The following is a 21,182-nucleotide window of genomic DNA, read 5'->3' on the forward strand; positions in this document are numbered from 1 at the left end:
AAACCAAATCGCAGAAAGTCGGCCCTCGGGTTTAACGAAACTAGAGCGAATCTGAGGCTAGTTTGAATCCAGTTTTCGAAGCGCCGGGGAGCGGCGCCTGAGGCGTCACATGTATGGGTCTGCGGACCAAACAGGAGGGCGGGATGGCTAAGACCGTCCTGATTGTGGAAGACAACGAGCTTAACATGAAGCTCTTCCGCGACCTGTTGGAGGCACACGGCTACCAGACCACTGGCACCAGCAACGGCTACGAGGCGCTTGACCTCGTTCGCAAGATGCGGCCGGACCTCGTGCTGATGGATATCCAATTGCCGCAGGTCTCGGGACTCGAGGTGACGCGGTGGATCAAGGACGATCCGGAGTTGCGCGCCATTCCCGTCGTTGCGGTCACCGCGTTCGCGATGAAGGGCGACGAAGAGCGTATCCGCGAGGGCGGCTGCGAGGCCTATTTGTCCAAGCCGATCTCGGTCGGCAAGTTCATTGAGACGGTCCGGCGTTTTATCGGATAGGAAGTGAGTTCAAAGTGTCCGCGCGTATCCTGGTTGTCGATGACGTTCCTGCCAACGTGAAGCTCCTCGAAGCTCGTCTGTCCGCCGAATATTTCGACGTGATGACCGCGGCGAACGGCGCCGAGGCGCTGGCGATCAGCCGGCGCGCCGAATGCGATATCATCCTGCTCGACGTGATGATGCCCGATATGGACGGTTTCGAGGTTTGCCGCCGTCTGAAGACCGATCCGGCCACCCACCACATTCCTGTCGTGATGGTCACCGCGCTCGACAGCCCCTCCGACCGCAACCGGGGGCTCGAAGCCGGCGCCGATGATTTCCTCACCAAACCCGTCTCCGACGTCGTGCTGATCGCGCGCGTGCGTTCGCTGACGCGGCTGAAGATGATGACGGACGAGCTGCGCATGCGCGCCATCACCTCGCTCGAGATCGGCATGCAGGCGCCGGAGCGCAGCGCCGTGGCCGACACCGGCAGGGGCGGCCGCATCCTCCTGGTCGACGACCGCGAATCCTCCTATGAGCGGCTGGGGACGATCCTCGCCGCCGAGCACACCATCGACGTCGAGCCGAGCCCGACGGAGGCGCTGTTCCACGCCGCGGAAGGCAATTACGACCTCTTGATCGTCTCACTCGATCTCAACAATTTCGATGGCCTGCGGCTCTGCAGCCAAGCGCGCTCGCTGGAGCGCACGCGCCACGTTCCGATCCTGGCGATCGCCGACCCCGAGAACTCGACGCGGCTGCTCCGCGGCCTCGAGATCGGCGTCAACGACTATCTGCTGCGTCCGATCGACAAGACCGAACTCTTGGCGCGGGCCCGCACCCAGATTCGCCGCCGCCGCTACACCGATCACTTGCGCGACAACGTGCAGAACTCGATCGAGATGGCGATCACCGACGCGCTCACCGGCCTGCACAACCGCCGCTACATGGAGAGCCATCTCGCCACGCTCGCCGAGCAGGCCGCGACCCGCGGCAAGCCGCTGGCGCTGATGATTCTGGACATCGACTACTTCAAGTCGATCAACGACAATTACGGCCACGATGCCGGTGACGACGTGCTGCGCGAATTCGCAGTGCGGGTGCGCAAGTCGATCCGCGGCATCGACCTTGCCTGCCGCTATGGCGGGGAGGAATTCGTCATCGTGATGCCGGAGACCGATCTCCACGTCGCCGGCATGGTCGCCGAGCGCCTGCGCCGCTCGATCGCGGGCGAGCCGTTTGCGATCCACAAAGGGACGAAGCGCATCGAGGTCACGATCTCGATTGGCCTGACTACGCTGGAGCAGAAGGGCGAGGCGGTCGGCGACGTCCTCAAGCGCGCCGACACCGCGCTCTACCGCGCCAAGCACGACGGTCGCAACCGCGTGGTGTCGCAGGCGGCGTAAAGGCTACTGCGACACAATAATTGCGAAAACAACCCCATGCACAGTAGCCGGCGCTAGTCGGATCAATGGCCTACGCGGGTAGCAAAGCGGCTGACGCCGACAGCAAGTCCGTTTGACACGTCGGGCAAAACAGGCGCATTCTGCTATCATCCCGAACATCCTACAAACTCCGCTGTCATTCCCCGCCAACGGGTCGTGCCTTCGGCGAGCCCGATGACAGGCTCCAGCGGGGGAATCCTGTACGCCCGCGGCTTTTCGGTTCTAGCCTCAGTGTCTCTTGAATACTGGATCACCCGCTTTCGCGGGTGATGACAGCAAGCGATATGGCGACAGCAGCTAGTCTGGCGCGCGCTTGCTCCCCTTCATTGGTTTCTTCGCATCGCTACCGACATCCACCCCTGCATTCCGCAGCAGCACTTTCGCCGCTTCTTTCGCCGCCCTGGCCATCGCAGGATCGTCGCGCACGAGGTCCTGCGCGATGGAGCCGTCGACCAGCAGCACGAGCTGGGTTGCCAGCGCCTCCGCGTCCGCAACGCCGAGCTCGTTCAGGCGATCGCGAAACCAGACGCGGCGGCTCTCCTTGAAGGCGATCGCGATCTTCTTCACGGCGCGGTCCTGTGGCCCGAGCTCGGCCACCGCATTCACGAACGGGCAGCCGCGAAAATCCTTGGCCGCAAACCGCCGCTCCAGCGAATCGAACGTCGCAAGGATCTGCTCGGCCGGCGGTTTGTCGGACGCGCGCGCGTGCACGAAGCGGCGCTCGAGGTAAGCCGCGATCAGCGCGTTCTTGGAGGGGAAGTGGTTGTAGAGCGTGCGCTTGGAGATGCCGATCTCGGCTGCAATGGTGTCGACGCCGATGGCGCGAATGCCTTGCAGGTAGAACAGCTTATCGGCGGTCTCGAGGATCCGCTCTTTCATCGTCTGTGGGGCGGGCGGGGGAGCCATGCGGTAGCGCGCGTCCTGTTCGCTTGACAGCACCGGCCCTTTATAGCCTAAGTACACAGGTCTGTGTAACCAAAATCAACGGCAAAAGCAGACGGCGGCGTTCGCGCCGTGCCCAAAAGGGAGAAGAAAAATGCCCCTGTTGCAGGTTCTGCGTCCGACATTGCCGATCCTGATCGGCGCCTCGATCATGCTGACCCTGAGCATGGGGCTGCGGCAGTCGCTCGGCATCTTCCTGCAACCGCTGACGCATGACATCCACATCTCGGTGTCGGATTTCACGTTGGCGCTGGCTGTGCAAAACCTCGCCTGGGGCTTTCTCCAGCCGCTGGCCGGCGCGATGACGGTGCGTTACGGCTTCCGTCCCATCATGATCGTGGGCGCGCTGATGTACATCGTGGGCCTCTCTCTGATGGCGACGGCCAATGGGCTCGTCAGCGTGATGATTGGCGGCGGCGTCCTGATCGGGACTTCGCTGGCCTGCACCGCGGCGGCGATCGCGATGTCGGTAGCGGCGCGTGCTGTGCCCGAAACCGTGCGCTCGACGGTGCTCGGCATCGTCTCCGGTGCGGGCTCGCTCGGCGCGCTGTTGTCGGCGCCGATCGGGCAGATGCTCAACGAGAGCTTTGGCTGGCGCATTGGCCTTGCCGGCTTCGTCATCATGTCGGTACTGATGATACCGGCGGCGTGGTATGCCGGACGCGTCGACCAGATCCCGCTGCCCAAGCCCGCGGCCGATGACATCAGCGATGCCAATGCCATGGCTGCGGCGAGGACCGCGTTCGGTAACGCGTCTTTCGTGGTGATGACCTGCGCCTATCTCGTCTGCGGCATGCAGCTGGTGTTCCTCACCACGCATCTGCCGTCGTATCTGGCGATCTGCGGTCTCGATCCGATGCTGAGCGCACAGACGCTCGGCATGATCGGCGGCTTCAACGTGCTGGGCTCGCTGTTCTTCGGCTGGGCCGGCCAACGCTGGAACAAGCTGGCGCTGCTGGGCGCGATCTACATCCTGCGCTCGCTGGCGCTCGCCTGGTATTTCATGCTGCCGGCAACGCCATTCTCGACGCTACTGTTCGGCGCGATCATGGGCTTTCTCTGGATGGGCGTCGGCCCGCTGGTTGCGGGCGCCGTCGCCGAGATGTTCGGCCTGCGCTGGCAGGCCATGATCCAGGGCCTCGCCTTCATGAGCCACCAGATCGGCAGCTTCCTCGGCGCCTACGGAGGAGGGGTGCTCTACGACGCGCTCGGCTCATACACCATGGCCTGGCGCATCGGCGTCGCGCTCGGCCTCGCCGGCGGCATCGTGCAGGTCGCGTTCGCGCTGATCCGGCCGTCGCAGCCGCCGGTGTTGAAGGCGGCGTAGGTGGGGTGTGTAGCCGTCAGCGTCAGCTTCGGAGGATGAACCGGATGTCACGTTGCTTGGTCGTGATCGGCCGGTTGTGACCCCTGTATAGTCCGGCCGTGCGGTGCAAGACGATTTCGACTCGCACCCATGCTGGTCGAACGCATCGTTGCGCGCGCCGCACCTGCGCTCCAATTCGAGGATGATCATGACTCACCGACGACGGGAAATCTCTTTGCTCCGACCGGGCCATATAGCGTGGCGGGTGGATGGAAAAGGTACTGGGCCGACCGCGCATCGCGCTTCTTCCGTCCTGACCTTCGCGAGATCATCAAGAAGTATCGCCGTCACTTGAATTGAGCTCGCCTCAGTTGGTGGCCTCTTTATAATTCTACCGCACATCTGTTACGTTTCCTATTGGCCCGGTCCGCGATGATTTCGGCCCAATCCTACGAGGTCGTGCTGACATTTGAGATCGAACAGGTGCTCCGAGCCGCCGCCAATTTGTCGGCTCATCGACCCGATTGACCCGACTCGGACATGCAGGTCGTCCAGCAGCCATCTCGGACGCTGGGGGGGGCAGCTTAGCCGGCGGCGCAATGGCCAGGCAAGCAAGGAACCGATCGGCGAGGACCTACGTTTTAGAACCCACAATCAGAGGAGTCTTGACTATGGCAGCAGGCACCCTCGCTCCACCCAAAGTCGTCTCGCGTGAGGAATGGCTTTCCGCACGTAGGGCATTGTTCGTCGAAGAGAAGGAGATGACGCACAAGCTCGACGAACTTAGAGAAAAGCGACGCCATTTGCCGTGGGTAAAAATCGAGAAGCCCTACGTCTTCCAGGGACCGGATGGCGAGTACACGCTTGCCGATCTGTTCAATGGTCGCGGCCAACTCGCCGTCTATCACTTCATGCTGACCCCGGGCTCCGATCACGTTTGCAAAGGATGCTCGTTCGTCGCCGATCATTTCGACGCCGCGCGCAAGCACTTCCATGATGCCGACCTGTCATTTGCTGTGATTTCACGCGCGCCAATCGAGCGAATCGAGCAAGTGAAACGCGCTTTGGGCTGGACCTTTCCGTGGGTGTCATCCTATGGCAGCGACTTCAACTTTGATTTCGGGGTGTCATTCAAAAAGGAGGACCTGGCCGCTGGCACAGCCAAGTTCAATTACGACACGATCCCGCTCAAGAGCAGCGAAGACATGATGGGCGCCAGCATATTTGCCAAAAACGAGGCTGGCGAGATCTTCCACACGTACTCGGCATATTCCCGTGGCATTGAAAATTTGATGGGTGCCTTCATGTGGCTCGATCTCACGCCCAAAGGCCGCCATCAATTCGATGACGGCCACAGCCGGCTTAGTGACGACGGCCGGGACGTCCGAACGCTCGGGCGACCCAGCGGCGCGAGGACTGGCTGTCATTGACGGTCACTGGCGACATCACTGGGTTAGGAGAGCTTCATGTCCGCACTCGGCGGTAACCCGAAAGTCCCGCAATCAGGAGCAGAGCGGCGCGATTAGCCCTTAGCTATAGCAGGCAGAACCATTTTCCGAACGCAACTACGGCGGTAGACCGGACGCGCAACGACGCCTGCCTCAACGCCGCTTTTGACCCCCAAAGCAGTCACTCGTCTGGTGCTCGAGTTGACTGAGCGAGCTGAAAAACCAGCCGCCGGGCGCCATCGACCAGTTCTTGGACGACATCCGCTGCAGGCTTAATTTCATTCACTAAGCCGACGCCCTGTCCCGCTAGAAAATCCATCGAGTCCAGGTCGCCCGAGGCGTCTGGCGTCGGTGGAAAGCCCATGAAGCGCAAGAGTGGCGTCGCCCGGCCACCGACTTTCGTCTCGCCAATCTGCGGCTCATCGGCCCGCTGCTCACTGCCGCGCGCCTCATCTGGCAGCCAGCGTTCGACAAAGGGCGTGCGCAGTGTGCGATGAGGGGCATTGGGCCAGCCGTGACCGAAAAGCGTCGTCCGCACCGTGTAATCTTCCGCTGCATCGATAACCTTCTGTTTATAGACCGTATGCGCGTAGGCTTCTGTCGTAGCGATCAGCCTCGTTCCGATCATCACGCCCTGCGCTCCGAGAGCGAGAGCGGCGGCGAAGCCCCGCGCATCCGCAATGCCTCCGGCTGCAATGACGGGAACTGGAGCCACCGCGTCGACGACCCGCGGTACCAGCGCCATTGTTGTAATATCGCCAGCCAGGTGGCCACCGGCTTCCACACCCTGAGCAACGATGGCATCGACCCCGGCATGAGCAGCTCTTCGCGCGTGGGCAACCGAGCCGACTTGGTCGATCAGTTTCACCCCTGCCGCTTGGGCTGGGCCTACAAAGGGAGTCGGATCGCCCCAAAAGGTCAAGAGGACTGGAACCCGCTCCTCGAGGCACACTTCGATGACCGCCTCGATTGGAAATGGCAGATGCGGTCCACTCAGCAATATACCGACCCCGAACGGCTTTTCGGTGAGCGATCGCAGGCGCCCAATCTCCTCGCGCAGCACCGGCGGCGGGTTGCCGCTAAATGACATAATGCCGAGTCCGCCAGCGTTGCTCACCGCTGCCGCAAGCTCGGGCCCGGTGATAAACCCCATCGGTGCGGCAAAGACGGGCACATCAATCGCCAACAGATGGCAGAGCGCGGTGCGCAGCATGACAGCCTCCATTGCATTCGGTGTACCCCCGCCACCGCAGCGGAAGTAAACATCGCCCAGAGGGCGGACTCAAGGTGGCGCGTGCTCCAACAATCCGGTGTTGGCCCTGAGCGGTATTGCACCGCCACAAGAACTCGGTCGCTAACAGGACATAGCGGAAATTGTCCGACAACCGACTATTGTAGAGGGCGACGCTCGTGATCCAAACCGGACTACGGTGTTAATGTTTGCCGATAAACGTAAGGACAGCCTGGTCGTACGCGTCAGGAGCTTCTGCAGGCACGGTGTGCGAACTTCCGGCAATGATGATCCTCTCGCGGTTTGGTAGGCAGGTCTCTAGCTGGTCGACAATTCGATAGAAGAATTTGGGACTTCGCTCGCCATTGGACAGAAGCGTTGGCGCATTGATCGACTTGGCCATTTCGCACGTGAACGCCGGCCTCGGGCGTTTTGTTGTGGCGTCGGCTTGAAAGGACGCCACGTTATCGAAGTTCATCTTCTGGTCGGCAATGGATCGACGTTCATAGGCGCCCGGTCCGCCGACGGCGTTCACGAACAGCGGTATGCCGGTTTTCACGTCGCCTGCCTTGACTGCCTCCCTCGCCGGTGCCTGGGCATTGCCCCACTCTTTCAACATGTCGCCGAGCCCGGGAACGCCGGCCAGGATGCCCGTCGCGGGCGGTTCGTTGAGCGTCAGGCTGACCAACTTTTCCGGATGCACGGCGGCAAAGAAAAGCGCCGCATGCGCGCCAGACGAATGCGCAACGACCCTGACCTTCGACAAGCCTAGAGCCCGCACAAACGCGGCAAGATCCTCGCCGTGCGCATCCGCAGCGCCATCCGGCATGCTCTCAGGACTTGCCTCATTTGGGAAGTGGTTGCGGCGGCTGTAGGCAATGGCGCGATAGCGATCGGCGAACTTTGGAAGATGCTGCAGCCACATTCGGTAATCTTGAAGACCGCCGTGAACAAATATAACCGGTTCGCCTTGACCAACTTCCACGTAGGCAAGTTCAGTCCCATTGGCAGTGACGCGCTTTATGTCTTCTGCGTGGGCGCTGGAAACCTCGAGAAAAATACACGACGCTGCGGCGAACTTAGCGACGAGGCGGAGCATTGCAGTCTCCCTTATGGCTTATAGCCCCACGGCAGTGAGGCTAATTCGAGGCAATCTCAGGGCTGGTGGCCCGCCCTTATTTTTGTCTGCCGGGCCAGGCGCTGGAGGTGTTGGCGCATGTGGCAACTCGGCAGTGCATTCGCTCATTGCGGGTCCTCAATTCGCGTTACGAAACTATCGGGGCGTTCGCGGCGAAATACGCGTGTGGCGAAGGAAGGCGATGCTCGTCTCTATACTTTGCAACGGATCGGCCGAAACATCTTGCTCGACGAAAAAATGCTGCACGCCGCACCGAAACGACGCGTCGAGTATTTTTGCGAAGTCGATCGTGCCGTTGCCTAGCTCGGTGGTCGATCCGTCGCTCGCCATATCCTTGAGATGCACCAAGCGGAATCGAGATGGATGTGTCTTCAAGACTTTCACGGAATCGAGGTTTCCTTTGGTTGCCCAGTAAACATCGAGCTCGAACTTGACAAAGCGCTGATCCGTACGGCTGAGCAGAATGTCGTAAGGCTGGACGCCACCTGCGAGGTTCGCGAACTCAAAATCGTGATTATGATAGGCAAGTGTCAGCCCGGAACGCGCCGCCAATTCACCGATCCTATTCAATCTGTCACAAATCCGCTTCCAATCGTCGATTGTCTGCCGTTCCAACTGGTCCAGCCATGGACACACGACAAACCGGCTGCCAAGCAAATGAGCGATGTCGAACGATGATCCGGTATTGTCTCGCAGGTTGCCGTAGTCGATATGCAGCGACGGCGCAGTGAGACCCAGGCCCAGCAAAAGTTTCCGGGTGCGCCGCACATTGGGGCCGAGAATGCCGGCAAACTCCACCTCGCGATAGCCGAGACGGGCAACCTTCCGTAGGGTCCCGTCAAAGTCGGCTTTCAGCAGATCGCGGACCGTATAGAGCTGGAGACCAATTTTCGACAGCTCCCGACCGGATACCGGCGCAATCCCTATCGCGGCACCTCCCGCGATACCGGCGAGAATATCGCGTCTGCTGAGGACCGCGCGCGGGGAACCAACGGAGAAAGTTGTCGACCGGCGGACCACAATCCCACTGCCTCTCGATGCCCACCATTGATTGCCGGGTTGCCGAGACTGTCGCGCAGCTACTTCGGCGTTTGCAGTACGACCCCGTAACGACCGTATATCCGACCAATCGTGCCGTCGTTTCGCAGCCGTTCAAGCGCTCCATTGATGGCTTCGCGCAGTGCATCATCCGGCCGAACCATGCCAACGGCGACATTCCAGTTGAGATCGGCCACGGTCTCGTCGCGATCCAGGATGCGAAATGCTTTGTCCGGGTGCGTCAGATTGAAATAGCTCGCCGACGTGGGCGTGACCGCAGCGGCGTCAATCTCATGGTTTGACAGGGCGTCGAGGCTGTCGCTCTCGAAGCCAAAGGTCGACGTGGGTACGTGCCGTTGACCGATGATCATGGCTGCGACGGATCCGACCTGCACTCCCACCTTGGTATGCTCGTTGAGGCTCTTGAACGAGGTGAGTGGGCTGGATGACGGCACGACCAGCGCGACGCCAGTGCGATAGTAGGGCTTTGAAATTCTCAAGCGGGTTTCGCCTTGCGCGTCGCGGTCGGCGATGACATCCAGGAGAATGTCGCAGCCGGCGCTACGCATCTGGTACTGGGTGATGATCCAATCTAGCCTCAGCGAGACGCCGAGTTCGCGCGCGAGCGCCTGACCCAATTCGATCTGAAAGCCGGGAGGATCACCGGTTTTGCTCGCGAAGGGAAGCGAGTTGGGATGGGCGCAGAGCCCGAGCACGCCGGACGAACGGATCGCGTCCAGGGTCCGCGCTTGCGCTGGCCCCGACATTCCGATGACGGCGCCGATGACGAGCAGAAGAATTGTCTTCATTCGCGTCCCCGCGTAGATGGGGCCCCAGCGGCTCAGCCCTCGCGCGGCTTCAAGGCGCGGATATATTTGACGATCTGGTCGATCTGCGCGTCGGTGAGGGCGCCGTCAAATGCCGGCATCGCGCCTTGCTTGCCGTGCTTGATGCGGTTGTGCAGAAAATCGTCATCGCGCGGCGAATTCATCAGCTGCGGCCCCTTGCCGGCAGCCCGTCCGCCATCGGAGTGGCAAAAGCCGCAGGTCCCCGCGAACAACTGCTCGACATCGAACGTTCCGTTCTCTGGCGCAGGGGTAGCAGGCTGCGCTTGAACCAACCCGGTGAGACACAATAACGAAGCGCCCAACAGCGCCGATCGCAGCGCGGTGATCTTGTTCGATTGCGATTTCAAGGCATCCAGCTCCATGTCCTGAAACACGTCCGGCGAGTTCAACGTCCGGGGAGCAAGCTTGCGCCCGCTCCCCGGCAGATCAATTTGCGATAGCCTATTTCAGGCTGTAGACGATGAGCGCACCGTCGTCGCGCGGCATGCTCTTGTAAACGCCGCCGAAATTTGGCGCATATTCGTCGGACAACATGCCGCCAAAGCCCGCGACCACGGCGATATATTGCTTGCCTCCGGCGGAGTAGCTGATGATGCCGCCTTGATGGCCGGTTCCGTCGGAGTGATTCCACAGTTCACCCCCGGTTTCGGCATCGTAGGCGTGAAGTGTGCCGCGGGAGTCAGGTACGAACACGAGATTTCCCGCGGTCGAGAGCACACTTCCAAGCGGCGGCTCGGGATAGCGAACCTCCCATTTCTTCGCCCCGGTGACGGGATCGCGCGCATCCAGGTGACCATAGATCTCACCGCCCGGAGGCGGCGCCATCTTGAAATCGGCGCCGATGTTGAGCTGGACCTGTGGCGTGGTGACAGGCGTCGTCTTCTGGATATCGAGCGTCATGCACCATTCCTGGCCGATTTTATAATAGAGTCCGGTCTTAGGGCTGTACGAGCCGGAATTCCAGCTGACGCCACCTCCGATGAATGGACACAGCGGCGGTTCGGTCACTTTGCCCGCGGAGAAGTCGCGCCGGCCGATCAGCGCGCCCGTCTTGGGGTCGATATCCTTGACGAAATTGATGTTCTCAACGAGCCGCCAAACGTTCTTGACGGCGAGATTGCGGTCATAGACGAAGATGAAACCGCTCTTGTTCGGATGGACGACAAGCTTCTGACCGTCACGATCGAGCATCAAGAACTCGCCGACGGCGCTGTCGAAATCCCAGGCATCATGAGGCAGCTCCTGATGGTAGAACTTCAGCTTGCCAGTATCGAGATCGAGACCGATCACCGACGTCGTGTAGAGATTGTCGCCGGGCCGCGCGCCTTGCGTCTTGTAGTCGGCGCCCGACCAATCGTAGAGCGGCGCCGGGTTGGCGGTGCCCCACAGAATCGTGTTGGTCTCGGAATCGTAGGTGCCCGGCATCCAGCCGCCACCTCCACCCGTGCGCCAGGAATCGTTTCCCCAGGACTTCATCGCTTCATCAGTGCCTGCGACCGTCAGGAACTCCCACTTCTTTTTGCCGGTGGCGGCATCGACAGCAAATATCGGACCGCGGCCCGGCCACTCTCCGCCTTGCGAGCCGATGATCACCGTACCCTTCGCGTAAAGCGGCGCACCGGTGAAACCGACTGTAAGTTTTTGCGAATCGATCAGCTTGGTATCCCAGAGAACCTTCCCTGACTTCATATCGAGTGCGATCAGACGGCCGTCCATCGTGCCGACAAAGGCCTTGCCTTCGCCGAGCGCCAAGCCGCGATTGTAGGGGGAATGGGTCTGGCGCGCGATCAGCGCCTCGTCGAGCTCAGGGAAATAGGACCAGATCACCTCGCCGGTCGCGCCGTTTAGCGCAAAAACCCGGCTGTAGGAGCCCGTGTAATAAAGAACCCCGTCGGCCGCGAGCGGCATTGATTGCAGGCCGCGCGTCGAGCGTCCGGGAATATGGATCCAGGCAACACCCAGATTGCCGACGTTGCTTGCGTTGATCTGCGCCAGCGGGCTGTAGTGATAGGATTTGTAAGAGCCGTGATAGGTCAGCCAATCATTCTGACCAGCGGCCTCGATCCGAGCTGTATCCACGGATTGAGCCAATGCTGACGACACAATCAGTGTCGCGCCAATGGCAACAAGAGGTAAACCAGATTTGCGCCACCGCCTCTTCATGTATACGTCCTCCCGTTTTTGTTTATCGACCTGCATTTTTCAAGCGCCGACCGTGAGTTGCATGCAGTTCAGTGCCTCATCGATTCATCTCCAATCGCGCGTGAGTTCCCAGCAAGCTTCGATCTCTCCGGCGAAAATCGCCAAAGAAGCTACAAGTCCACGTTCGTTGGGTTGTCGTTGCACTTCTGCTTGCGATCATAGAGTACGCCGGATCACGCGGAGTGCAATGTCGGAAATGCGCCTGGCGCAAAATGACAGACCGGCTTACCTTTTGATAAATGTTTTCTTTCGAATAGCTGCGTCGTCAGGATGTCGCCTAGAGCAACGCAAAAAGCGAGATCCCGCGAAGAGCGATCGGCCGCTGTGCACGATGCCAAAGAATCCAGGGCTAGGCCGGCCGCCACATGTTCATGAGCGGCGCGGCGCTGCGGCGTCAATTTTCGATATGGGCAAAGACCCCCGTAAAGCGGGCGGCGGGCTCGCCACAACCGAGCGACGGTCTACTCGCCGTGATCGGAAGCCTAGCAGTCCGGTATTCCTGGTGGACGCGCTGAGGCATTGGCGTTGGCACTGGTCGCGGCAGAAGGTGTGGAAGGAGAGCCAGTGCTTGCGCCGGGCGACGTTGTTGAACCGACCGTCGTGTTTCCAGATGGTCCAGTTGCAGTGGTGCCACTCATGTCGCGAACGACCTTATTGGCTACGTCCCAGCATTGCTTGGTATCATGACCGCTCGACCCACCCGTCGAAGTTCCTTGTGCGTTTGCGAATGTACCGACAGCTAACAATGCGGCGCTGATCGCCGTTGACAGAAGAATCTTCCTCATGGACGAATCTCCTCCTTGAGAGCCGGCTGGAATGCCGACGCCTCTCAATGCTGACGCGCCATCCAACGTTCCTCACAGGGCGGCCGAACACATGGCTGCTCCGACCACCGCTGCAAAGTGCAGCTTCTTCTTGCCAACCCGGAGCCGTCACACATGGCCCTTGCGCCGTATTGCACCGCCACAGAACCCCGGTCGCTTGCGACCCGCTCGGCTCCTACACCATGGCCTGGCGCATCGGCGGCGCGTTGATCTGGTCAGCTGATGAAGCTAGGGCGGAAGCAAGTGGCAGACCACCCAAACGGATGTCCGTGCCCGTACCACGGTCTATTATCGTAAGTTCGTTACGCCGGCACGGCTTAGTCCGTCCGCGAGGTGTTCGCGATATCTCAAGTCGAGGTATGGAGTTGTTATTTCGAATTGCCGCCGCGGGTCCTTCGGTTGTCGGGATATAAACTCCTGCAGCAAAGGCTGTGCTTCTTCTATGCGTCCAAGTTGCCCCAGGCTCGCAAGAAGGGCTCTGAGAGCGAGATAAGGACGTCGTAGCTGGATCGCTAGTTCGCCGTAATGCACTGCCTCCTCGTAGTTCTCCTGATGGTAATGGGCCAGCGCAACGAAGCTAAGGAAGCTTCCGGCCTGTGGATCGTTCGGATTCAGGCGTAAGCTGCGCAATAACGAATCCAGAGCTTCAGTGAAATGCCCGATATGGACCCGAACCAAACCAAGGGAGAAAAACCCTAATGCGAAATTTGGATTAAGGTCGATTGAACGTTGCGCCTCGGCAAGCGCTTGGGAGTGCATCTGCCTCAATAAGCTGGCCCAACACAGGGCGTAGTGGCAGTAGGGATCGCGGTCGTCGAGCGCGACTGCGCGCGCGGCCGCAGTATAGATGTCCGACACATCTTTCGTGAGATCGCTGCTCCAGCCATACCAAATGCGGGCATTCAGTGTACGGGCAAGCGTCATGTGAGCCTGAGCGAGGTTCGGATCAAGCGCTAACGCCTGTCTTATAAGAGTTATCGCCTCTTCGTGCTCTTCAGGTGCGAGCTGCGAGAAGTGCCACATCGCACGCATACAGCAGTCGAAGGCATCGAGATTCCTGACGCTTTTTCGAAACGCTCGTCTCCCTTCGATCAGCAGCATCTCAGGCTCGATGGCACCGACTACGCTCTGCGTGATCTCGTCCTGAATGGCGAATATGTCGGCCAAATCGCGGTCGAAGCGCTCCGCCCAGAGGTGATTTCCTGTTTGTGCTTCGATCAGCTGTCCCGTGATCCGCACGCGCTGCCCAGCCCGTCGTACACTGCCCTCGAGGACATATCGAACGCCAAGTTCGCGAGCGACCTGTTTCACGTCAACTGCGCGCCCCTTGTACACGAACGTCGAATTTCGGGCGATGACGAAAAACCAGCGGTTATGGGACAGAGCGGTAATTATGTCCTCTGTGATGCCATCTGCGAAATATTCCTGCTCGGGATCTCCACTCATGTTCGAGAACGGAAGTACCGCGATGGAAGGCTTATCTGGGAGTGCGAGCGAACCACCCAGGATGCCGGTACTTACCGGATGCTCAGGTTGCCAATCCACCGAGTAAACCGAGACTGGACGACTGATATTCTTCAGTGAGCGCTGTCCGAGCGGAGTGAGTGCAAAGTTCAGCTTGCCTTCGATCTGATCTCGCACCGTACCTGAAATGCAAATTCCGCCTGGTTCAGCCACCCCTTCGAGTCGCGCAGCGACATTCACTCCATCGCCCAGTACATCATCGCCATCCGCCATGACGTCGCCAACATTGATGCCAATCCGAAACTCCATCCTGCGGTCCTGAGGAAGATCGGCGTTGTGGCGATCAAGAGAGCGCTGGATGGCCACGGCGGCGCGCACCGCCTGGACTGCACTACTGAACTCCGCAATCACGCTGTCGCCTGCGGTCCCAAAAACCCTGCCTGCGTGTTCGGCGATTAGATCGGATATCGTGCGACGATACCCGTCCAAAGTTTGCAAGGTCGCCTCTTCATCCGCCGACATCAGGCGGCTGTAGCCCGCAACATCTGCTGCCATGATCGCGGCCAAACGCCTTGTGATCGGAGGGTTGTTCATGGCTCCGCTCCATCTAAAGGAGCGAGTTTAGCCGAAACCAGCCCGCGGGGTAAGCCGTGCGATCTCGGCTGTCGACGGTGAAGCGGACGACGGGCGGCGCTTGGTTCGATCGCCGCTTGTGGCCCAAGGCCGACGTGGAGCCATTCTGCTGCCACGTCGGCTTCTGCGCGCAAAGCGAATGCGACAATTGCGGAGGCACGCGCCAGTCAACACTCTCGTGCCCCGGACGCAGCGCAGCGTCACTTCCGACGGTGCGCTGCCGAGCCGGGGCCCAAAGCTGCGGCTTTCTGGATCCCGGCTCGGCGCAGCAGCGCTCAGCGGCCCAGGTCGAGCTCTTCAACCAGCTCCATTCTTACCTGCGCGAGGCATCTCAAGGACCCTCTGGAGCAGCGTGGGATGGCCAAGAACGGCGCGCAATTCCGGTTTGTCGAGCCATGCTGCTGCGTCCTCAAAGCTTTGGCATTCCTCGAGCTTGATGGTTGCCGTCGCCAATGGCACGTCGACGGGGCCGAATTTGCGCGGACTGGCAAGCGATAGTGATCCCAAATGCGCGCCTAACAATTCCAGATCCTGGCTGAGCTGGTGTAGTGCCCCGGCCATCGCGGTGGGCTCAGATGCGGCGAGTTCGTTTGCACGGAGCACCACAGCGGGCGGGTTGTTGGTTTCCGGCGTGGCAAAAAGTCCAGGCGTCTTCAGTCGTGCAGACGTCATGAGACCCAACGGGATTGAAAGCAGAAGACCCAGTACGACAGGCGACATCCAAAGCAGCAGGGGCAGAGAGACCGCGTAGGCACTGAGCGATAGCGCCAATCCGCAGAGCGTAGGGCCGGCGAGCTTGCGATAGATTTCGCCGCGAGCCAGCTCGCCATCGCTCCGGCGCTGCACCTGCCAGCCGGCGTCCCGACCAGCTAGAATTTCAAACACGGCCTTGGTCTGGAGGATCATCATGCATGGAGCGATCAAAGCCGCAAGAAACGTCTCGCAAGCGACTCCGGCCAGTACGCGAGGACTCCTTGCGAATCCGATCCGCTCTTTTCGATTGCCGATCAGCACCAGGTAGGCGAGCAGCTTCGGCAGGATCAGAAGTCCCATTGTCGCTGCAAAGACCCGGGCGGCAAGCACCGGGTCCTGTTGCGGCCAGGTCGGAAACAAACTGAAGCCTTTGGGAAAATACTCCGGTCGGATGAAATGCGCCTGCAGTGCAATCAGCAGGCCGAGTACCAGGAATAGAAACCACAGCGGCGCGGTGACATAGGAGCCGATGCCCGTAAGCAAATGCAACCGCGAGACCCAATGTAGCCCGCGGGCGGGCAACACCGCCAGATGCTGAAGGTTACCCTGGCACCAGCGGCGATCTCTTGCCGCAAAGTCCAGCAGTGACGGCGGGACTTCTTCGAAGCTGCCGCCAAGGGCCGGTGCCAGATAGATTTTCCAGCCCGCGCGGCGCATCAACGCGGCCTCGACAAAATCATGGCTTAGGATGTGACCCCCGAAAGGCTTACGACCGCTCAGCTCCGGCAGGCCGGCCTCCGCAGCGAACGCCTGCACCCGGATGATGGCGTTGTGGCCCCAGTAATTGCTGTCGCCACCGTGCCACCAGGCATTGCCGGCTGCAATGATGGGGCCGTAAACACGCCCCGAGAATTGCTGCAGCCTACTGAAAATTGTGCGCGCGTTGACGATGACCGGCTGCGTCTGGATCAGCGCAGCAGCGGGATGGGACTCCATCGCGTGGACAAGGCGAACTATTGTGTCGCCCTCCATGAGGCTGTCCGCGTCGAGAACGATCATGTGATCATAGGCCGACCCAAACCTCATGACCCAGTCGGCGATGTTGCCGGATTTCCGCGCGATATTGTTGGAGCGATGCCGGTAGTACAGCCGCGCGGCGCAGCAGGCGCGGCGCAGCCCAATGAACGTCATCTCTTCACGAATCCAGATGTCGGGGTCGCTCGTATCGCTCAGTAAGAACCAGTCGAACTGGTCCCCATATCCGGTAGCTTGAACTGATTCATACATGGCGCGCAGTCGCGCCATGAGATGATGCGGGTCCTCATTATAGGTGGGTAGCAGCATGGCTGTGCGGGAGGTTACACGAGGCAGGGGGCCCGTCGTATCGATCGGCAGACAAGACCGGGTGCGCGTGAGCAGCACGAGGAATCCGGCGAACGCGGACATGAAGGAGAAGGCGACCCATGCGAGCAGCACGAGGAAAAAGCCGAGCAGCATCGCCTCGAGGAAGGTTACACCGCCAACCTTCACCACGTCATACATGCCGTAGCCGCCTGCAAGCGTCAGCACCCCAGTCCCGACAAAAATAAAGAGGCGGCGGAGCGTCAAGGCGGTGCCCGAATGTACCGGCGACGGGTTAGCCTCAGTCGCGCGATCCAGCCGGCACGGCAGCATCGGCATCGGGCTTTCTGGCGGGAGGAATGTGCTGCCAGGTGCGTCCGGCGACGGCGTCGGCGACGGCCTCAGGGCGTCCATCGATAGGTCCACACTTCGGAGACTGGCGCTTCGTTTTGCGCCAAGAAAGCTCGTAATTCGATGGCGGCTTGCTTCTTGACCGAGCATTGGAAGCTCAGACGCCATCCGCCTGTCATGGGATTAGGTTGCGTGACGATGTTGCTGATTTCGGCTTGTGCAGCGGTCACCACACCTTTGATGGTCTTGGCATCGATGCCTTTGAGTCGCTCCCCCATCAGTTCCAGCACGAACAGTTTGCTATCATCTCCCCGGCTTCCGATCGCCGTTCGCGTGAACCGTGCGAGCGCCTCCGGTTTGGGGGCGTCCGGACCCCAGTGCAGCCGATAGGTGAAGATGTGTTCGCTTTTGGCGGTCAGCGGGTGCTTGGGTTGCCAGAGCGCTGCGATGTTATCGTGAATCTCCTCCTTGGTAGGTATCTCGAATAATTTCACCGCTCCTTCGCCCCAATCTCCGATCGGCTCGAACCATAGACTTGGGCGCTTTTCGAAGTTGGATTCGAGATCCTGATAGGCGAAGAAGTTCCTCTCCCGCTGCATCAGTCCGAAGCCGCCCGGATTGACATCGGCAAAGCTGCTGACCTGCAGATCGTGCGGATTGTTGAGGGGACGCCAGAGTTGCTCACCTCTGCCGTTGAAGATCGCAAGTCCATCCGAGTCGTGAACCGCGGGGCGGAAATCGTCAAAATCTTTGCGATCGTTCGGCCCGAAGAAGTACATGCTGGTCATAGGCGCGAGCCCGGCATGCTCGATGTCTACCCGGGGATAGAGAACCATCTCGACGTCGAAAACCGTGCTTTGGCCTGGCCGGATCGTGAATCGGTAGCTTGCGGCCGCGCTCTTGCTGTCCAGCAGCGCGTGCACCACGATGGACGAGGCATTTGGCGTCGGCTTCTCCAGCCAGAAAGCCTTGAACACCGGGAATTCTTCGCCCTTGCTCTCGCCGGTATCGATCGCTAGCCCGCGCGCCGACAGGCCATACGTCAGTCCTTTCGCGACTGCTCGAAAGTAACTGGCGCCCAGGAACACACAAACTTCATCGTAATAATCCGGCCTGTTGATCGGCGCGTGAATGCGGAATCCGCTGAACCCGATGTTGACATCCGGCCATTGTCCGAGACCCTCTCCGAACGAGAAGTCGTCGCGCCGATACGGGATCGGTATGACGCTCCTATTCACCACCTGAAAAATGTCGACCCGGTTCTTGTAGAAAAAGCCGCGGTGAAAAAATTGCACTTCGAACGGTAGCTTCTCATCACGCCACAACGCCTTCTCAGGCGCGAAGCGAATTGATCGGTATTGGTCGTAGTTGAGATTCTTCAGTGCATCCGGCAGCTTCTCGTCGGCAGGCGCGAATGATTTCGCGGCAAGCGCGCGGGCAAGTTCGCGCACGTAGGATGGGCTGAATGGCTGGGCGGGCCCCGTCTCAGCCTTCCCTGCACGCAGTAGCATGTTGGCAACTGAGAACGCAGCCGATACGCGAAGGACTTGCCGGCGGTTCACGCTCACGTCTCCCGGTTCGAAACAGGTGGGAAAACGGCCTATGTTCCCCGGAGTTCCGTGCGGGTAGGAGGATCTGCCACTGGTGACTTCAGCAGAATGTTCGAATGGACTGAGGAGGGGATTTGAAGCAAGACTGGCGTGAACTGCGGGGCAGCTCTCGCGGCTGGTCTGCCAACTGCCGGAGCTCGCGGTGTTTGGCGTTTCCCAAGTCCGCACGCTCAGATTAGCTCAGCTCTCGCGACCCGGACGCAGCGCAGGGTCATCTCGGTGGTGTGCTGCAGAGCCGGGCCCATGGCCCTGGATCGCTGTGTGGCTTGCTCAGGCGCTGCAGCGCGCCGAGGGCGAGAGCCAAAATAAAACGGGGCCCTGAAGGGCCCCGCAAAGCTCTGCAACGCTGCGCCGAACTTACTTGATCTTGGCTTCGCGGAATTCGACGTGCTTGCGCGCGACCGGGTCATACTTCTTCTTGACCAGCTTGTCGGTCATGGTGCGCGAATTCTTCTTGGCGACGTAGTAGAAGCCGGTGTCGGCCGAAGACACGAGCTTGACCTTGATGGTGACCGCTTTGGCCATGTTCAAAACCTCAGGAATGAAGGAAATCTGGAGCCGGCCAAACGGCCCGCGTTGGCCGGCAACCTAGCCAGAAACCGCCTGATGTCAAGGTTTTAGGGGGCAGAAACCACCCAAATCGGCCCGATCAGGCCTCGAAGAAGCGGTTTTTCGGCCGCGGCAGGCCCAGATTCTCCCTCAAAGTGGCCCCTTCATACTCTTTGCGGAAAATCCCGCGGCGCTGCAGCTCCGGCACCACTTTGTCGACGAAATCGTCGAGACCGGCGGGCAGGAACGGGAACATGATGTTGAAGCCGTCGGAGCCGCGCCCGACAAGCCATTCCTCCATCTGATCCGCGATGGTCTTGGCCGTGCCCACGAACGAAAGGCCCCCATAGCCGCCGACGCGCTGGGCAAGCTGGCGCACGGTGAGCTTTTCGCGCGCGGCGAGATCGACCATGCGCTGGCGACCGCTCTTGCTGGCGTTGGTCTCGGGAATATCGGGGAGCGGGCCGTCCGGATCGAAGCCGGAAGCGTCGGTGCCGAGAATGACGGAGAGCGAGGCGATGGCGCTGTCGTAATGCACGCGGCTGTCGAGCAGCGCGCGCTTCTCCTTCGCCTCATCAACGCTGTCGCCGACCACGACGAAGGCGCCGGGAAGGATCTTCAGGTGCTCGGGATCGCGGTCGACCTTCGCCATGCGGCCCTTGATGTCGGCATAGAGCTTTTGCCCGTCGGCGAGGCTGCCGCCGCCGGTGAACACGGCCTCGGCCGTCTCTGCCGCGAGCTGCCTGCCATCTTCGGAGGCGCCAGCCTGCACGATCACTGGCCAGCCCTGCACGGGGCGGGCGATATTGAGGGGACCGCGCACTTTCAGATATTTGCCCTGGTGGTCGAGCGTGTGCATCTTCGCGGGATCGAAGAACAGGCCGGTCTCGACGTCGCGCACGAACGCATCGTCGGCGAAGGAGTCCCAGAGCCCGGTGACGACGTCGTAGAACTCGCGGGCGCGCTTGTAGCGTTCGGCGTGCTCCATGTGATCGTCGCGGCCGAAATTGAGCGCCGCGTCCGGATTCGAGGTGGTGACGATATTCCACCCCGCACGCCCGCCGCTGATGTGATCGAGCGAGGCGAAACGGCGCGCGACGTGATAGGGCTCATCGAACGTGGTCGATCCCGTAGCGATCAGGCCGATGCGCTCGGTGACGGCCGAGAGCGCCGACAGCAGCGTGAACGGCTCGAACGAGGTCACGGTGTGGCTGCGCTTGAGCGCGTTGATCGGCATGTTCAAGACGGCGAGGTGATCGGCCATGAAGAAAGCGTCGAACTTGCCGGCCTCGAGCTTGCGGATCAGCGTCTTGATGTGGCCGAAATTGAAATTGGCGTCAGGCCAGGCGCCGGGATAGCGCCAGGCGCCGGTGTGGATGCTGATCGGGCGCATGAACGCGCCAAGCTTGAGTTGCCGTTGTGCCATCGCCCGCTATCCGTTCTTGGTGACGCTCGGGAACACATAGGCATGCCGGGCAACTCCGCCATTGGGGAGGGCGGAAAGAATTTTTTGTTTTTCGATGTGGGCTCAGTAAATTCGCATCATTCCGGGGCGCCGCGTAGAGGCGAGCCCAGAATCCATCGAGCCGTGGAGACGATGGAGAAATGGATTCCGGGCTCGCGCTGCG

The 21,182-nt window shown here is 60.6% G+C and carries 17 protein-coding genes; 5 read left to right on the top strand and 12 right to left on the bottom strand.

Features of this window, described 5'->3' with window-relative positions; genetic code table 11:
* Positions 1 to 143 precede the first annotated feature (143 nt).
* The gene (locus IVA96_RS28335) at positions 144 to 509 is read left to right on the top strand and encodes a response regulator (protein WP_027547216.1); all 366 of its coding nucleotides are present in this window, start codon (positions 144 to 146) and stop codon (positions 507 to 509) included.
* Between the two features lie 14 nt (positions 510 to 523).
* Positions 524 to 1,897 (top strand): PleD family two-component system response regulator, encoded by a 1,374-nt coding sequence (locus tag IVA96_RS28340; RefSeq protein WP_247275778.1) that lies wholly within the window; start codon positions 524 to 526, stop codon positions 1,895 to 1,897.
* Positions 1,898 to 2,233: 336 nt separating this feature from the next.
* Here IVA96_RS28340 and IVA96_RS28345 read toward each other — a convergent pair whose 3' ends face one another.
* On the bottom strand, positions 2,234 to 2,842 hold the full coding sequence (locus IVA96_RS28345) for a TetR/AcrR family transcriptional regulator (protein WP_247275779.1): 609 nt from the start codon (positions 2,840 to 2,842) through the stop codon (positions 2,234 to 2,236).
* Positions 2,843 to 2,972: 130 nt separating this feature from the next.
* On the opposite strand from IVA96_RS28345, the gene IVA96_RS28350 reads away from it, so the two are divergent.
* The 3 genes from IVA96_RS28350 (at position 2,973) to IVA96_RS28360 (ending at position 5,614) form a co-directional block, all read left to right on the top strand.
* Positions 2,973 to 4,205, top strand: coding sequence for an MFS transporter (locus tag IVA96_RS28350; RefSeq protein ID WP_247275780.1), 1,233 nt, complete (start codon positions 2,973 to 2,975; stop codon positions 4,203 to 4,205).
* 129 nt (positions 4,206 to 4,334) lie between these two features.
* Positions 4,335 to 4,544 carry a hypothetical protein gene (locus tag IVA96_RS28355; protein WP_247275781.1) on the top strand — a complete coding sequence of 70 codons (210 nt, stop codon included), beginning with the start codon at positions 4,335 to 4,337 and terminating at the stop codon, positions 4,542 to 4,544.
* 311 nt (positions 4,545 to 4,855) lie between these two features.
* On the top strand, positions 4,856 to 5,614 hold the full coding sequence (locus IVA96_RS28360; protein WP_247275782.1) for a DUF899 family protein: 759 nt from the start codon (positions 4,856 to 4,858) through the stop codon (positions 5,612 to 5,614).
* 199 nt (positions 5,615 to 5,813) lie between these two features.
* On the opposite strand, the gene IVA96_RS28365 is transcribed toward IVA96_RS28360, so the two are convergent.
* From IVA96_RS28365 to IVA96_RS28415, 11 genes are all read right to left on the bottom strand, one after another.
* Positions 5,814 to 6,845 carry a nitronate monooxygenase gene (locus IVA96_RS28365; protein WP_247420633.1) on the bottom strand — a complete coding sequence of 344 codons (1,032 nt, stop codon included), beginning with the start codon at positions 6,843 to 6,845 and terminating at the stop codon, positions 5,814 to 5,816.
* Positions 6,846 to 7,065: 220 nt separating this feature from the next.
* A complete protein-coding gene (locus tag IVA96_RS28370) occupies positions 7,066 to 7,962 on the bottom strand; it encodes an alpha/beta hydrolase (protein ID WP_247277000.1) in 897 nt (298 codons plus the stop codon).
* A gap of 174 nt (positions 7,963 to 8,136) precedes the next feature.
* Complete coding sequence (locus tag IVA96_RS28375; protein ID WP_247277001.1) at positions 8,137 to 9,021, bottom strand: sugar phosphate isomerase/epimerase; 885 nt, start codon at positions 9,019 to 9,021, stop codon at positions 8,137 to 8,139.
* 59 nt (positions 9,022 to 9,080) lie between these two features.
* Positions 9,081 to 9,848 (bottom strand): transporter substrate-binding domain-containing protein, encoded by a 768-nt coding sequence (locus IVA96_RS28380; protein ID WP_247277002.1) that lies wholly within the window; start codon positions 9,846 to 9,848, stop codon positions 9,081 to 9,083.
* 32 nt (positions 9,849 to 9,880) lie between these two features.
* Entirely contained in the window at positions 9,881 to 10,249 is a 369-nt protein-coding gene (locus IVA96_RS28385) for a cytochrome c (RefSeq protein ID WP_247420638.1), read from the bottom strand.
* A gap of 79 nt (positions 10,250 to 10,328) precedes the next feature.
* Entirely contained in the window at positions 10,329 to 12,050 is a 1,722-nt protein-coding gene (locus IVA96_RS28390) for a PQQ-binding-like beta-propeller repeat protein (protein ID WP_247277004.1), read from the bottom strand.
* 1,151 nt (positions 12,051 to 13,201) lie between these two features.
* Positions 13,202 to 14,971 carry an adenylate/guanylate cyclase domain-containing protein gene (locus IVA96_RS28395; RefSeq protein ID WP_247277005.1) on the bottom strand — a complete coding sequence of 590 codons (1,770 nt, stop codon included), beginning with the start codon at positions 14,969 to 14,971 and terminating at the stop codon, positions 13,202 to 13,204.
* Between the two features lie 336 nt (positions 14,972 to 15,307).
* Positions 15,308 to 17,563, bottom strand: a complete 2,256-nt coding sequence (gene mdoH / locus IVA96_RS28400) for a glucans biosynthesis glucosyltransferase MdoH (RefSeq protein ID WP_346015465.1) — start codon at positions 17,561 to 17,563, stop codon at positions 15,308 to 15,310.
* Positions 17,446 to 18,906: a glucan biosynthesis protein G gene (locus IVA96_RS28405; protein ID WP_247277181.1), complete on the bottom strand. Its 1,461-nt coding sequence runs from the start codon at positions 18,904 to 18,906 to the stop codon at positions 17,446 to 17,448. The genes mdoH and IVA96_RS28405 overlap by 118 nt, the downstream gene beginning before the upstream one ends.
* A 456-nt stretch (positions 18,907 to 19,362) precedes the next feature.
* Positions 19,363 to 19,530, bottom strand: a complete 168-nt coding sequence (rpmG, locus tag IVA96_RS28410; RefSeq protein WP_007603295.1) for a 50S ribosomal protein L33 — start codon at positions 19,528 to 19,530, stop codon at positions 19,363 to 19,365.
* A gap of 124 nt (positions 19,531 to 19,654) precedes the next feature.
* A complete protein-coding gene (locus IVA96_RS28415) occupies positions 19,655 to 20,980 on the bottom strand; it encodes an LLM class flavin-dependent oxidoreductase (protein ID WP_247277007.1) in 1,326 nt (441 codons plus the stop codon).
* Between the last annotated feature and the right edge of the window lie 202 nt (positions 20,981 to 21,182).

The organism is Bradyrhizobium sp. 159 (genome assembly GCF_023073795.1).
Taxonomy (GTDB): Bacteria; Pseudomonadota; Alphaproteobacteria; order Rhizobiales; family Xanthobacteraceae; genus Bradyrhizobium.